This is a genomic window from Streptomyces sp. 2A115 (assembly GCF_052245575.1).
GTDB lineage: Bacteria > Actinomycetota > Actinomycetes > Streptomycetales > Streptomycetaceae > Streptomyces.
Genome location: NZ_JBQQCG010000087.1, coordinates 36,953 through 50,292, shown reverse-complemented (window position 1 = coordinate 50,292; position 13,340 = coordinate 36,953). Strand labels below are relative to the sequence as shown.

The 13,340-nt window shown below is 72.2% G+C and carries 13 protein-coding genes; 4 read left to right on the top strand and 9 right to left on the bottom strand.

Features of this window, described 5'->3' with window-relative positions; genetic code table 11:
- Positions 1-329: 329 nt before the first annotated feature.
- Complete coding sequence (locus ACTWQR_RS45505; protein ID WP_443233192.1) at positions 330-1,061, top strand: CBS domain-containing protein; 732 nt, start codon at positions 330-332, stop codon at positions 1,059-1,061.
- A 16-nt stretch (positions 1,062-1,077) separates the two neighbouring features.
- Positions 1,078-1,590: a flavodoxin domain-containing protein gene (locus tag ACTWQR_RS45500; protein ID WP_443233191.1), complete on the top strand. Its 513-nt coding sequence runs from the start codon at positions 1,078-1,080 to the stop codon at positions 1,588-1,590.
- Between the two features lie 120 nt (positions 1,591-1,710).
- Here the strand turns inward: ACTWQR_RS45500 and ACTWQR_RS45495 are convergent, their stop codons facing one another.
- Complete coding sequence (locus ACTWQR_RS45495) at positions 1,711-4,005, bottom strand: heavy metal translocating P-type ATPase (RefSeq protein ID WP_443233190.1); 2,295 nt, start codon at positions 4,003-4,005, stop codon at positions 1,711-1,713.
- A 199-nt stretch (positions 4,006-4,204) separates the two neighbouring features.
- Between ACTWQR_RS45495 and ACTWQR_RS45490 the strand changes: the two genes are divergently transcribed.
- Entirely contained in the window at positions 4,205-5,236 is a 1,032-nt protein-coding gene (locus tag ACTWQR_RS45490; RefSeq protein WP_443233189.1) for an Acg family FMN-binding oxidoreductase, read from the top strand.
- A gap of 160 nt (positions 5,237-5,396) precedes the next feature.
- Complete coding sequence (locus ACTWQR_RS45485; protein WP_443233188.1) at positions 5,397-5,987, top strand: Rv1733c family protein; 591 nt, start codon at positions 5,397-5,399, stop codon at positions 5,985-5,987.
- A gap of 221 nt (positions 5,988-6,208) precedes the next feature.
- Here the strand turns inward: ACTWQR_RS45485 and hypE are convergent, their stop codons facing one another.
- The 8 genes from hypE to ACTWQR_RS45445 form a co-directional block, all read right to left on the bottom strand.
- Entirely contained in the window at positions 6,209-7,243 is a 1,035-nt protein-coding gene (hypE, locus tag ACTWQR_RS45480) for a hydrogenase expression/formation protein HypE (RefSeq protein WP_443233187.1), read from the bottom strand.
- On the bottom strand, positions 7,240-8,343 hold the full coding sequence (hypD, locus tag ACTWQR_RS45475; protein WP_443233186.1) for a hydrogenase formation protein HypD: 1,104 nt from the start codon (positions 8,341-8,343) through the stop codon (positions 7,240-7,242). The genes hypE and hypD overlap by 4 nt, the downstream gene beginning before the upstream one ends.
- Positions 8,340-8,975 carry a CBS domain-containing protein gene (locus ACTWQR_RS45470; RefSeq protein WP_443233185.1) on the bottom strand — a complete coding sequence of 212 codons (636 nt, stop codon included), beginning with the start codon at positions 8,973-8,975 and terminating at the stop codon, positions 8,340-8,342. Before ACTWQR_RS45470 ends, hypD begins: the two co-directional genes overlap by 4 nt.
- The gene (locus ACTWQR_RS45465) at positions 8,968-10,317 is read right to left on the bottom strand and encodes a Ni/Fe hydrogenase subunit alpha (RefSeq protein WP_443233184.1); all 1,350 of its coding nucleotides are present in this window, start codon (positions 10,315-10,317) and stop codon (positions 8,968-8,970) included. The genes ACTWQR_RS45470 and ACTWQR_RS45465 overlap by 8 nt, the downstream gene beginning before the upstream one ends.
- Positions 10,314-11,078: an oxidoreductase gene (locus tag ACTWQR_RS45460; protein ID WP_443233183.1), complete on the bottom strand. Its 765-nt coding sequence runs from the start codon at positions 11,076-11,078 to the stop codon at positions 10,314-10,316. The genes ACTWQR_RS45465 and ACTWQR_RS45460 overlap by 4 nt, the downstream gene beginning before the upstream one ends.
- 1 nt (position 11,079) lies before the next feature.
- Entirely contained in the window at positions 11,080-11,886 is an 807-nt protein-coding gene (locus tag ACTWQR_RS45455) for an FAD/NAD(P)-binding protein (protein ID WP_443233182.1), read from the bottom strand.
- On the bottom strand, positions 11,883-12,935 hold the full coding sequence (locus ACTWQR_RS45450) for a Crp/Fnr family transcriptional regulator (RefSeq protein WP_443233181.1): 1,053 nt from the start codon (positions 12,933-12,935) through the stop codon (positions 11,883-11,885). The genes ACTWQR_RS45455 and ACTWQR_RS45450 overlap by 4 nt, the downstream gene beginning before the upstream one ends.
- Before the next feature lie 147 nt (positions 12,936-13,082).
- The gene (locus ACTWQR_RS45445) at positions 13,083-13,340 is read right to left on the bottom strand and encodes a HypC/HybG/HupF family hydrogenase formation chaperone (RefSeq protein ID WP_443233180.1); all 258 of its coding nucleotides are present in this window, start codon (positions 13,338-13,340) and stop codon (positions 13,083-13,085) included.

Sequence of the window (13,340 nt, the reverse complement as noted above, 5' to 3'; positions counted from 1 at the left end):
CCTCCCCCCCCCCCCCCCCCCCAACGCGCACGCGGCGGGATGGGCAAGGGCGGCCGCGCCCAGGACGACGGTGCCCAGGACTTGGGGCCGACTGGCCCTCGGACCGGCCCGGACAGCCCATGGAACCGCCTTCCGGCCCGCTGGATGCTCAAGGTGCCGACAGGGTGGGAGGCGAGCGGCCATGACGGACGACCTGTTCAGCCGGCCCACCGTCCACGGTGAGCTCGCGGACGGCCCGCCATGGGTATGCACAACGGTGGCCACCTGGGTCCCGCCGCGCAGGCCCTATGACGCGTATCCGCGTCGGCTCCGTTGAGGAGGGAACAGACATGAAGCACAACAAGGTCGGCTCCGTGATGACCGAGGAGGTCGTCCGCGCCGAGTACGGCACTCCGTTCAAGGAGGTGGCGCGGCTGCTGGCCGAGCACCGGATCAGCGGGCTCCCGGTCGTGGGCGAGAACAAGAAGGTCATCGGGGTCATCTCCGAGACGGACCTGATGGTCCGGCAGGCCAAAACTCCCGACCCCTATGAGCCGAAGCGCCGCTTCCGGCTTGCCGACCTGACGCGCAGTGCCAGGAAGCAGGCCGCGAAGGCACAGGCCCGCACCGCGGGACAGTTGATGACCGAACCACCCGTCACTGTGCGCGCCGATGTCACGATCGTCGAGGCCGCCCGGACCATGGCCCAGCGGTGTGTGGAACGGCTGCCCGTGGTGGACGAGGAGGAGCGGCTCGTCGGCATCGTCACTCGGCGCGACCTGCTCCAGGTCTTCCTGCGGCCGGACAAGGAGATCCGTCAGGAGGTGATCGAGGAAGTACTGGTCCGCACGCTGTGGTTGGCACCCCAGACGTTCGACGTCTCCGTGGTGGAGGGCGTGGTCAGGCTCTCAGGGCACACGGAGCGCAAGAGTGAGACGGAGATCGCCGTTTCCATGACGCGTCAGATCGACGGCGTGGTCGGGGTGGTCGACAAGCTCACCTACCGGCTGGACGACTCCCGTATCCAGCCCGACGAACAGGCGCTGCACGGCGTCGCGGACGACTGGCTGCACAAACTGTGAGAGGAGGCGGAACGACATGCCCAAAAGCGTGTTGGTCGCCTACGGGACGACGAACGGATCGACCGGGCGGATCGCCGAGGCCATCGCCGAGGTGCTGAGCAAGGAGGGACTGACGGCCGAGGCGCTGCCCGCCCAGTCAGTGGCGAGCATCGCGTCGTACGACGCCGTGGTGGTCGGAGGTGGACTGTACGCCGGGCGTTGGCAGAAGCACGCCCGCCGGTTCGTCCGCCGTCATCGACATGCACTGGCCGAACGACCGGTGTGGTCCTTCAGCAGCGGTCCGCTCGACGCCTCGGCTTCGGAGCGGGACATTCCGCCCGCGCCCGGGGTGAAGAAGGCCATGGACCGGCTCGACATCAGGGAGCACGTCACATTTGGAGGCTGCCTGGAGGAGGGCGCGAAGGGATGGGTTGCACGGATGAGCCTCCGCAATGGCAAGGGCGGGGACTTCCGGGACTTCACCGCGATCGAGGAGTGGGCGGGGCGCATCGCGACCGAGCTCGCGGGCACGCCGGGGGAGACGAACTGACGGGGAGGCGAGGAGGAGGATACGGATGCGGCGGGCGGGAAACCGCTTGCCGCGCCGTGTTTCGCCGTTCGCCCGCATTCGGTTCGTATGCGGTTCACTCGTGTTCACCGTGGCATCGCCTCACGGCGCCAGCGAGAAGTAGTTCTCCTCCTCCTGCGTGAAGTGCAGGCGCAGGACGCTGTACAGCCCGTACAGGCAGGCCCGCAGGTCGTCGAGGTTCTCCGGCCGTAGCCGGCCTTCGGCGTCGGTGAGGGTGAGGTGGGTGGCGATGCGTCCGGCGAGGCGGTCGATCTCGGCGTGGGCTCTGCTCATCGTGGCCGTGGTCTCGGGTCCGCCGAGGGAGTCGGCGAGCGCGGGATAGAGCTGATGCTCCTCGGCGTGCTCGTGGGGCAGCAGCCGGTCGGTCAGCAGACGGTGTACGTGCTCGACGGCCGCCCTCGCCTGTTCCTCCGACGAGCCGGAGAGCCGGTCGGCGGCCATGCGCACCGCCTCCACCACCTCACGAAGGTCGTCGTGCTCGGCGGCGAACCGGTGGACGAGGTCCTCCGCGGTGGGCGTGAGTACGGGCTGGGTGGCGCGGTCAGTGCGCAGGGCGCGCAGGGCGTTGAGGATGACGGCGACATCGATACCTTCTTGGAGCAGGGCTCCGGCCGCCGGAGGCAGCAGTCCGAACGCCGCCGCCACCATCGCGGCGAGGGACATCAGCATGCCGCCCAGCGCGCTCTGGACCGCGATGTGCCGGGAGCGTACGGCGATGCCCATCGCGTCGGCGAGGCGGTCCACGCGGTCCGTGGTGAGCACGATGTCGGCGGCCTCCGAGGAGGCGGTCGAGCCGCGGGCACCCATGGCGACGCCGATGTCGGCGGTGGCGAGCGCCGGTGCGTCGTTGACGCCGTCGCCGATCATGACGGTGACGGCGTGGTCGCGTTCGGTGCGCACCGCCGTGACCTTGTCGGCGGGGCTCTGTCCGGTGTGCACGGCGTCGAGGCCGAGGACGGTGGCGACCTCGCGGGCGGGTTCGGCGCGGTCCCCGGTGACCATCAGGAGCCGCTGGACGCCGGCCGAGCGCAGGCGCCGCAGCGTCCTGGGGGCGTCGGGGCGCAGTGGGTCGCGCAGCAGGACGGCTCCGGCGACCGTGCCGTCGGCGGTCAACCAGACGACGGACGCGCCGTCCAGGACCGCCCGGTTGTCGACCGCGCGGACCCACGCGGGGCTGTCCGGCCCGACGCGGATCCGGCCCACCGAGAGCCGGTGGCCCTCCAAGGTTCCCGTGGCGCCATGGCCGGGCTCCTCGCGCACGTCCGCCGGCAGGGACAGCTCCAGACCGCGCCGGTGGGCTTCGTCGACGAGGGCCTGGGCCAGGACGTGCGGGGAGAGCTGGTCGACGGAGGCGGCCTGCCGCAGCACCTCGGCCGTCTCGCGGCCCGGCGCGGCGGCCACGTCGACCACGCGCGGGCGGCCCGTCGTGAGCGTGCCCGTCTTGTCCAGAACGAGGGTGCGCGCCCGGCCCAGTGTCTCCAGGGCGCCGCCGTCCCGGATCACCACGCCGCGGCGGGCCGCCCGCGAGAGCCCGGAGACGATCGCCACCGGAGCGGCGAGCAGCAGTGGGCAGGGAGTGGCGACGACCAGGACCGCGACGGCCGATGTGGCCGACCCGCCGACCAGCCAGGCGAGACCCGCCACGACCAGGGACAGGGGCACGAACCAGGCGGCGTACCGGTCGGCGAGGCGCACCACGGGGGCGGTCTCGGCCCCCGCCTGGCGGGCGAGCCGGACGATCTCCGCGTACGCGCTGTCCTGCTCGGTGGCCGTGGCCCGCAGCTCGAAGGCACCGCCCGTGTTGACGGCACCGCTGCGCACCAGCTCGCCATGAACGTGTTCGACGGGGAGCGACTCACCGGTGAGCGCCGATTCGTCCAGAAGAGCCGTGTCCGCGCTGACCCGGCCGTTCACCGGGACCACGTCACCCGGCCCGACCACCAGCAGGTCGTCCACGGAGACCTCGGCCAGGGGTACCGTGCGCACCTCGGACCCGGTGCGCCGACGGGCCGACCGCGGCGCGTGCCGCAGCAGTGCGCTCAGGTCGCGCGAGGCCCGGCGCTGCGCGGCCGCCTCCAGTGTCCGGCCGGTGGCCAGCATCAGGGCGATCAGGGATCCGGCCAGGTACTCCCGTACGGCGAGTGTGCCGGCCAGAGCCAGTACGGCGATCACATCGACGCCCGCGTGGCCGCGGTGCAGGGCGCGCAGGATCCAGACCACCGCCGGTACCACGGCCGCCACCGTCCCCGCGGCCCAGAACAGGTCCGCCACACCAGGGGCATCCGCCAGCCAGGCCAGTGAACCGGCGGCGAGTGCCGCCGCGGTCACCAGGAACAGCAGGGAGTCCGTCCTGCTCCACACGAGACGCGCACTCATCCTGCCTCCTGGGCCTCACCCGAAGCCGGTCCGCCTTACGGCCGCGGTGTCGACGAAGCGCCGCAGGTCCAGCATGCACGCGCGCATGGTGCCCGGCACTGGGGCCGCACAGACCGGAGCGGGGGACGGTCGGCCCCTACCTCGGGGTCCTGCGGGCCACGGACGCTGGGGGCAGATGGTTCACGAAGGGCGGAACACCATGTCCGTGTCGTACGAGAGTCCCAGCCACGCGGCCTTCCACCTCGCCCGCGCCGCCGCCTTTGCGCCTTCGCCGCACAACACCCAGCCCTGGCTGTTCGTCGCCGATGACGAGAGCTTCGGATTCGAGGTGCACGCCGACGCCGGGCGACGGCTGCCCCTGACCGATCCCGGCGGCCGGGAGATGGCGATCAGCTGCGGGGCCGCGCTGTTCAACACCCGGGTCGCGGTACGGCATCTCGGCTTCCGGCCGGCCGTGTCCCTGCTGCCGGACCCCGGGAACCCGGCGTTCCTGGCCCGCGTCGGCTGGGGCGCGTTCCTTGCGGCCACCCGTGAGGTGATGCTGATGGAGCACGCCATGGCCCACCGGCATACGCACCGAGGGCAGTTCGAGCCCGAGCCCGTGCCGCCGTCGCTGATCGACGAGCTGCGCGACCACGCCCGTGCCGAGGGCGCCCTGCTGCACATCGTCGACCATCCGGAGCAGCTGAGACTGCTCGCGGAGACGGTGCGGGTGGCGGAAGCGGTGCACCGTGCCGATGCCGGTCATGTCGCGGAGGTGACCGGCTACTCGGGGGCCGCCCGGCGGTCGTGGCTGGAGCGGGTGCCGGCCGAGGCGTGCCACCGCCACCCGGTCCGCGAGCTCCTCGCCGGACGCGACTACACGGGCCTCGCAGGAGGGTGTGACTCCCGGCCTCGGCGCTGGTCTCCGAGGACGGGCACCGTCGCCGTACTGACGACTGCGCACGACACCCGGCTGGACTGGCTCCGGGCCGGCCAGGCGCTCCAGCGGGTGCTGCTGTATGCGGCGGCCCATCGGGTCATGGCGGCCTTTCACACCCAGCCCCTCGAACTGCCCGAGCTGCGCGCGGAGTTGCAGGCGAAGCTCATCGGAGACCACTTCCCGCAGTTGATTGTGCGCCTCGGCCACCCCGCGCGCACCTGGACCACGCCGCGTCGCCCGCCTGCCGCAGTGCTCCTCAGGAGCCGTCCCGGCAGGGCGATGACGACCACGGCATCGACAGGACGCTGAACGGCGCCCGCAGGATGCGTGGACGCGGGAAAACGGACCCGGAGGTCCCACCGAGGGAGCCCGGTCGGCCCATCCCGTCTCCGTGGCCGGGCTGAGAGTTTCGAAGCGGAAGGTGTTCAGGCCGACTGTGCCACGGTGAGAGCAGAGGGGGTGCCGAACGATGGCGCGGACATGTCGCGGGAGGGCGGCGAAGGTACGGTTGTGGCGTTGGCGGCGCAACCCGCTCAGGCGCCGCAGCGATGTAGTCGGGGCCTGGCTGCTGCTCGGGGCCTGGTGCCTCGCGGCCGCCGCCGGCACCGCTGCGGGCACGGCGACCGCCCACGCGGTGGAGCAGAACCTGGACAGCCGACGAGCCGAGCGGCACGCCGTCCCGGCCGTGCTCACCCAGGACGCTCCCGTGGCCACGTCCCAGCTTGCCGGAGCCGGCGACCAGGTGTGGGCCAAGGTGCGCTGGACAGCGGCGGATGGTTCGATCCGGACGAGCCTGGCCCGGGTCGACCCCGGTGAGAAGACCGGAGCCAGGACGCAGGTGTGGCTGGACCGAAACGGCAAGCTGGTGCCCGCGCCCGTGCCCAGTGCGGAAGCCGAGTTTCAGGTCGTAGCGCTCGGCACGACGACCGCAGTGGGCGCCGGCGCGGCCGTACTGTCCGTCGGATGGGTTGTGCGCGGACGCCTCGACCGCCGACGCATGGAGCAGTGGGACAGGGAGTGGGCCCAGTTCGGTCAGCAGTGGGGTCGCAGGACCGGCTGACGCCCAGGCGCTCCGCGGGAAGTGCCGTACGAGGCCTACGAGAGCTACGAGATCTGCGGGCCGTCCGCGGCTGGTCGCACCGGGCTTCGCCGATTCCACTCAGCCCTCGTCCGGCCGTCCCCGAGATGCCGGGATGGCGGACGGTCGCACGGCCGGACGGAATCTGCCGCTCGCCCCCGGGCCGGCGGATCAGGGGCCCGTCCCCTTCGCTCGAACAAGGGTCAGCAGATCCGCGGTAGCTGCTCACCCAGCGGCATCTCCACGATCCGCCGGGCGCCCACCAGGGTTCGCAGCGTCACCCGCCCACGCCGCCCCTCCGGAAGCACCTCGCCGATGCGCACGGCCTGGGCCCCCTCGGGCACGGACCGCATGATGGCCAGGGCCTCGTCGGCCACGGCGGCGGTGACGAAGGCGACCAGGCAGCCCTCGTTGGCCACGACCAGCGGGTCGAGGCCGAGCAGGTCACAGGCGGAGGCGACAGTGTCCGGGACCGGGACCGCGCTTTCGTCGATCTCGACGGCGACGGACGAGTCGCGGGCGATCTCGTTGAGGGCCGCGGCGAGTCCGCCCCGGGTCGGGTCGCGCAGGACGTGGACATGCTGGCCGAGCGGCGACATCGCCCGCACGAGCCGGTGCAGCGGCTGGGTGTCGGACGCGATGTCGCTCTCGAAGCCGAGGCCCTCCCGCGTGCTGAGCACGGTCGTGCCGTGCAGCCCGATCGGCCCGGACATCAGCACCGCGTCGCCGGGGCGGGCCAGGACGGCGGACGGGCGCAGCGATCCGGATCGCTGCCCGATGCCAGTGGTGTTGATGAACAGCTTGTCGGCCGCGCCACGGCCCACGACCTTGGTGTCCCCGGTGACGACGGGCACGCCGACGGCCTGCGCGGCCTTCCCCAACGAGCGGACGACGGACCGGAGTTCGGACAGCGGCAGCCCCTCCTCCACGATGAGGGCCACGGACAGGGCGAGCGGCCGGGCGCCGCGCATGGCGAGGTCGTTGACGGTGCCGTGAACGGCGAGGGAACCGATGTCCCCGCCGGGGAAGAACAGCGGGCTGACGACGAAGCTGTCCGTACTGATCACCAGGTCGGGGCTCCCCGGCAGCAGTGCCGCGTCCTCCATCGGGCCCGGTGCGCCGTCCAGGGCGGGCAGGATCAGCTGGTCCAGAAGTTCCGCGGTCAGGCGCCCGCCGGCTCCGTGGCCCAGCAGGACGACCTCGTCCTCGTGGGTCGGGGTGGGGCATTCGATGCTCATGCCGTGCTCCTCGCAGGAGTGCGTCCGGCCGCGTGGAAGGCGGCGCAGGTGCCCTCGGACGACACCATGGGTGCGCCGAGGGGGTGGCGGGGTGTGCAGCGGGTGCCGTAGGCCGGGCAGTCGGTGGGCAGGCGGGCCCCGGTGAGAATGGCGCCCGCGATGCACTCCGGGTCCTCCACCGGTCGGAGTCCGTCCACGGCGAAGCGACGGGCCGCGTCGAACCGCTCGTACTCCTCGGCGAGTTCGAGGCCGCTGCGAGGCAGCGGACCGATGCCGCGCCAGGCCCGGTCGGTAACCCGGAAGACGGTACGCACCGCCTGCTGGGCCTGGGTGTTGCCGGACCGGCGCACGGCTCGGGCGTACTGGTTCTCCACCTCGTGGCGGCCCGACTCCAGCTGCCGTACGGACATGAGGATGCCCTCCAGCAGGTCCAGCGGCTCGAAGCCGGTGACCACGATCGGCACCTGGTAGCGGGCGGCGATCGGCTCGTACTCGTGCCAGCCCATCACCGCGCAGACGTGCCCGGCGGCGAGGAAGGCCTGAACCTCGCAGTCGGGGTCGTCGAGCAGCGCGGTCATCGCCGGGGGCACCAGGACGTGGCTGACCAGCATCGAGAAGTTCGTCAGGCCCAGGCGGGCCGCGTGCAGGACAGCCGTCGCGTTGGCGGGCGCCGTCGTCTCGAATCCGACGGCGAGGAAGACCACTTCGCGCTCCGGGTGGTCGGCAGCGATGCGTACGGCGTCCATCGGGGCGTAGACGACCCGTACGTCCGCGCCCCGTGCCCGGAGCGACAGCAGGTCCGTGTCGCTGCCCGGTACGCGCAGCATGTCCCCGAAGCTGGTGAGGATCACGCCGGGACGGGCCGCGATGGCCATCGCCCGGTCGAGGGTCTCCAGCGGGGTCACACAGACGGGACAGCCGGGTCCGTGGATCATCCGCATGCCGGCGGGCAGCAGCTCGTCGATGCCCTGGCGTACGAGGGTGTGCGTCTGGCCCCCGCACACCTCCATGATCCGCCAGGGACGCGTCGCGGTGTCCCGCAGCTCGTCCAGCAGGCGCCGGGCGAGGACGGGGTCGCGATACTCGTCCAGGTACCTCATCGGTGCGTCAGATCCAGTCGGATGTCGACGACCCCCTCCACCGCCCGCACCGCCCGGGCCACGACGGGGACGAGCACGCGTTCAGGCAGTGAACCGCTCAACGTGACCACGCCCTCGGTCACCGACACCGTCAGCGTGGTGGTGAGCGGGAGCTGGTTCAGGACGGTGTGCCGGATCTCCTCGGCGATCTCCTCGTCGGAGCGGAGGAAGACCTTGAGCAGGTCACCGCGGCTGACCACACCTTGCAGGATGCCCACGCCGTCCACGACGGGCAGCCGCTTGACGCGCCGGCGGGCCATGATGCGGGCGGCCTCGGCCAGCGAGGCGTCCGCGTGCACGGTGACGGCGGGGGTGCTCATCAGCTCGCCCGCGGTCACCGCAGCCGCCTTTGCCCGCTCGGCGAGCTCACCCGCCTTGACGTCGGCGGCGTCGGCGTCGCGGAACTCCTCCTTGGGCAGCAGATCGGCCTCGGAGACCACGCCGATGACCCGGCCCTCGCCCGCCAGGACCGGCAGCGCGCTGACCTTCCACTGGTCGAACAGCTCGACGATCTCCTTGAAGGACGCGTCGCGTCCGACGGCGACGACGGTGTGCGTCATCACATCGCTCACGGTGTACGGAGACTCAGGCATCGCGACCTCCAGAGGTACGGACGACCGTCAGGTCGAGGAAGTGGGTGGAACAGGAGATGCACGGGTCGTGATTGCGGATGGTCCGCTCGCACAACGCCGTCAACTCGTCATCGTCCGGGTCGTGTTCGGCGATGGCGTGCTGCGCGACGCGGCGCAGGTCGTCCTCGATGGCGCCCTGGTTCTGTGCGGTGGGCGGCACGAGCAGGGCGTCGGTCACGGTGCCGTCGGCGTCGAGTTCGTAGCGGTGGTAGAGCAGCCCGCGCGGCGCCTCGGTCGCGCCGTGTCCGACACCGGCGGCGGGTGGTACGTCGGTGTACGGGTGCTCCGGCGGCTCGTAAGCCTCGATGATCCGCAGCGCCTCGTCGACGGCGTACACCACCTCGACGGCCCGTACGAGGATGGACCGGAAGGGATTGCGGCACACCGTGCCGGCGCGCGGATCGCCGAGTCCCGCCTCCCGGGCCGCCTCCATGGCCGCGGGCGACAGGTGGCGCCCGCTGACCGCGAACCGGGCGAGGGCCCCGGTGAGGTGGCGGCGCCCGTCGAGCCGCGAGTGCAGCGCGGTGGAGTGCGGCACATGCGTCTCGGTGACGCGGTCCGTGAAGTCCCGCACCGGGAAGGAGCCGAGGGTGCCGTCGGCGCGCAGAACGGTCGGGGTTCCGCCCTCGATCGCGTACGTGTCCGGGTCGGCCAGCGCGAGCAGGTCGGCGTCGACGCGGGCGTCCGGGAAGTCGAACCCCGCCACCCAGCGCACGGTCTCCCGGGCGTCGTCGAGTGCCTGCCTCAACTCCTCGGTCAACGGGTGGAGTTCGGCACGGGTCGGGGTTCGGTGGAAACCTCCGAGCCGTACGTTGACGGGGTGGACGGCTCGCCCGCCGAGCAACTCCATCAGGGAGTTGCCCGCCTTCTTCAGCCTGAGGCCCCGCTCCACCTCGGCCCGGTGCGTACGCGCCAGCTCGATCGCGCTCGCGCGGCCAAGGAAGTCCGGCGCGTGCAGCAGGTAGATGTGCAGGGCGTGGCTCTCGATCCACTCGCCGCAGTACAGCAGCCGCCGCAGATCCCGGACCACCGGGTCGACGGTGATCCCACACGCGTCCTCGATCGCGGCGCAGGCGCTCATCTGGTGGGCCACCGGGCAGATCCCGCACACTCGGGCGGTGATGTCGGGCGGCTCGGTGTAGGCGCGGCCGCGCAGGAACGCCTCGAAGAAGCGCGGCGGTTCGTAGATGTCGAGCCGGGCCTCGGTGACCGTACCGTCGTGGACGTCCAGGCGCAGCGCGCCTTCGCCCTCGACCCGGGAGAGCGAGCCGACGTGCAGGACACGGGATCCGCGGTGGGTCACGTCCTCACCTCTTTGTCGATCTTGTCGAAAGCGGCGGCGTTGAAGGTGTGCAGGAACCGTTCGACGGCGGCCTCGTCCAGGCCGTCCCGGCGCAGCAGCGGGATCAGGGCGGGCAGGTTCACCGACCCTGACGGGCCGAAGCAGCCGAAGCAGCCGCGCCCGTACGCCGGGCACAGTGCCCCGCACCCGGCGTGGGTCACCGGGCCGAGGCAGGGGGTGCCGTGGGCGACGGTGACGCAGACCGTGCCGCGGCGCTTGCACTCGAAGCACACGCTGTGGTTCGGGACGTCGGGCTTACGGCCTGCCAGGAAGGCGGTGATGACTTCGAGGAGCTGGCGGCGGTCGATGGGACAGCCGCGCAGTTCGAAGTCGACGTCGACGTGGGCCGATACGGGGGTGGAGGTGGCCAGGGTGGAGATGTACTCGGGGTGCGCGTAGACGGTGCGCCGGTACTCGTCGACGTCCGCGAAGTTCCGAAGCGCCTGGATGCCTCCTGCGGTCGCGCACGCGCCGATGGTCACCAGGTGGCGTGAGGCGGCCCGGATCGCGCGGACGCGCTCGGCGTCCGCGTCGGTGGTGACCGAGCCCTCGACGAGGGCGAGGTCGTACGGTCCGGGTGCCACGGCGCTGGACGCCTCCAGGAAGTGGGTGATGTCCACCTGGCCCGCCAGGGTGAGGAGTTCGTCCTCGCAGTCGAGCAGGGTGAGCTGGCAGCCGTCGCAGGAGGCCAGTTTGAACACGGCGAGTGTGGGCGTGCTCATCTCACAACTCCCTTACGGACAGCAGGGGTTCGGCGACGTCCCAGCCGACGACCGGACCGTCCCGGCACACCAGCAGGGGACCGAGCTGGCAGTGCCCGCAGTGCCCTGTGGCGCAGCGCATGTTCCGCTCCAGCGAGACCCGGATCCGCTCCTTGGGCACACCGCGGTCCGCGAGTTCGCGGGCGGTGGCGCGGATCATCGGCTCGGGGCCGCAGACGAACGCCCAGGTGCCGGCCGGGTCGAAGGGGGCCCGGCCCATCAGCTGGGTGACCACGCCGACGTCCCCACGCCAGTCCTTGTCGGGCCAGTCGACCATCACCCCGGTGTACGCCGTCGGCCAGCTCTCGACCTCCTTCCGGGCGATCAGGTCACCGGGCGTACGTGCCCCGACGAGCACGCTGACCCGGCCGTACACCTCCGGCTCGGCCAGCGCGCTCAGGATCAGCGGCCGCAGCGGAGCGAGCCCGATGCCGCCCGCTACAACCAGTACGTCCCGGCCGCGGGCCTGCCGCAGCTCCCAGCTCGTGCCGTACGGGCCGCGCAGGCCCAGGACATCGCCGACGCGGGCCGCGCACAGGCCGTCGGAGACCGCGCCCACGCTGCGGACGGTGTGCGCGAGGCCGCCCGTGGACTGTACGGAGCTCACCGACAGGGGGATCTCGCCGCGGCCGAAGCAGTGCACCATCGCGAACTGTCCCGGCATGAAGTCGTCCAGCGCTTCGGCGATCGGTTCGAGCTGGAGGGTGACCGACTCCGCGGTCTCCCGCTGGCGGTCGATCACAAGGTACGGAACCGGTACGGCGGTCATCGCACACCGCCGCTGGTGGAGGCGCCGTACAGGTCGACCAGGCGGGCGCGGGCGGCGTTCAGTCGATGGGACAGCACTTGGCCGACCCAGCGGCCGACCGCCCGGCCGAACGCGGCGTCGTCGTCGCACATCAGACGGACGGCCACGGCGTCGAACACGTACGCCCGCACCGGCGTCTGCGCCCGGGCGCCCAGCTGCCAGACGTACGGATCGAACAGCCAGGACCAGCCCACGAGATCACCCTCGCCGAGGGTCTCGATCACGGGCGTGGGACGGCCGGGGACGTGCAGGTCGAGAGCGACCGTGCCCTCGCGGACGATCCAGAAGCGGTCGGCGTGCCCGCCCTCCTCGAACAGCCGGGCGCCCGGGCGGAAGTCGACCTCGCGGGCGACGCGCAGGAGCCGCTCCCGGTGCTCGGGCGGCAGCGCCTGCGGCATGCGCAGGGTGATCGAGGGGGTCATCGCTCCGTCTCCCTCTCCGTCTCGAGTTCGGCGTGCGTCGTACCCGGCGTCGACCGCGGGGCCACCGCCCGTCGACACGCAGAAGCAGGTCGCGCCGGGCTCCGTGCACTCGGCGGCGATCAGGAACGCCCGGCTTCTGCGTTTCCCGTAGCCGGTGTCCTCGTGGCGCCCGCCGGTCAGTACCCGGTCCTGGATCGCGATGGCCCGCAGATCGCAGGGCCGGACGCCGAGGAAGGCGTACGACGGTGCCTCGGGTTCGTCGGCCGTGAAGGACAGGTCGCCCTCGGGCGTACGGTCGGCGCTCCACAGTCGCTCGCGCGCGGGGTGCAGATAGGACTTCCAGGACTGGGGGCCCGCGCTGTGCGCGAAGGCCGCGCCGTCCTCGCGGCGGACGAGACGGTAGCGTCCGGCATCCAGCTCGACACCCCAGCCGTACGGCAGCTCGGCCGCCGAGGCCAGCTCCGCCAGCACGATCGCTCCGTCGCGGACCGTCGGCCCGACCACGGTGCGCCCGTCGGCCAGCAGGGCCGCAACCAGGGCATCGAGCCCGTCACGGTCCCGGACTGCGGGAGTTTCGGTGCCGGTCATCGTGGTCCTCCTCGCCGGGGGCTGCTCCGTCTCCCTCGTCTTCAGCGTGCAGCCGGGTCACGGGACACGGCAGGGGCCGTTCGGCCCCTCGACGGGCCCGGTCGGGCAGGGGGCAAGGGGCGCATGGCCGCCCTGGGCCGGGTTGCCTCACGGCAGCGCCTCGCCCAGCTCGCCCTCGACCGCGCCGGCCATCGCCCGGAGCACATCGAGCGTCCGCCGTGCCTCCGCCTCGTCCACCTCGGTGATCGCGAATCCGACGTGCACGATGACGTACGTGCCCACGTCCGCGTCGGGCGTACAGCTGAGGCAGACCTCGCGCCGGACACCGCCGAAGTCGACGGTGGCCATGCGCAGCCCGGCGTCATCGTGGACTTCCAGGACCCGTCCCGGGATGCCCAGGCACAT

Coding starts and splice junctions, on each gene's coding strand:
- hypD (WP_443233186.1), bottom strand. CDS start 8,343: ATGAGGTACCTGGACGAGTATCGCGACCCCGTCCTCGCCCGGCGCCTG.
- ACTWQR_RS45500 (WP_443233191.1), top strand. CDS start 1,078: ATGCCCAAAAGCGTGTTGGTCGCCTACGGGACGACGAACGGATCGACC.
- ACTWQR_RS45485 (WP_443233188.1), top strand. CDS start 5,397: ATGGCGCGGACATGTCGCGGGAGGGCGGCGAAGGTACGGTTGTGGCGT.
- ACTWQR_RS45445 (WP_443233180.1), bottom strand. CDS start 13,340: ATGTGCCTGGGCATCCCGGGACGGGTCCTGGAAGTCCACGATGACGCC.
- ACTWQR_RS45460 (WP_443233183.1), bottom strand. CDS start 11,078: ATGAGCACGCCCACACTCGCCGTGTTCAAACTGGCCTCCTGCGACGGC.
- ACTWQR_RS45505 (WP_443233192.1), top strand. CDS start 330: ATGAAGCACAACAAGGTCGGCTCCGTGATGACCGAGGAGGTCGTCCGC.
- ACTWQR_RS45470 (WP_443233185.1), bottom strand. CDS start 8,975: ATGCCTGAGTCTCCGTACACCGTGAGCGATGTGATGACGCACACCGTC.
- ACTWQR_RS45450 (WP_443233181.1), bottom strand. CDS start 12,935: ATGACCGGCACCGAAACTCCCGCAGTCCGGGACCGTGACGGGCTCGAT.
- ACTWQR_RS45490 (WP_443233189.1), top strand. CDS start 4,205: ATGTCCGTGTCGTACGAGAGTCCCAGCCACGCGGCCTTCCACCTCGCC.
- hypE (WP_443233187.1), bottom strand. CDS start 7,243: ATGAGCATCGAATGCCCCACCCCGACCCACGAGGACGAGGTCGTCCTG.
- ACTWQR_RS45495 (WP_443233190.1), bottom strand. CDS start 4,005: ATGAGTGCGCGTCTCGTGTGGAGCAGGACGGACTCCCTGCTGTTCCTG.
- ACTWQR_RS45455 (WP_443233182.1), bottom strand. CDS start 11,886: ATGACCGCCGTACCGGTTCCGTACCTTGTGATCGACCGCCAGCGGGAG.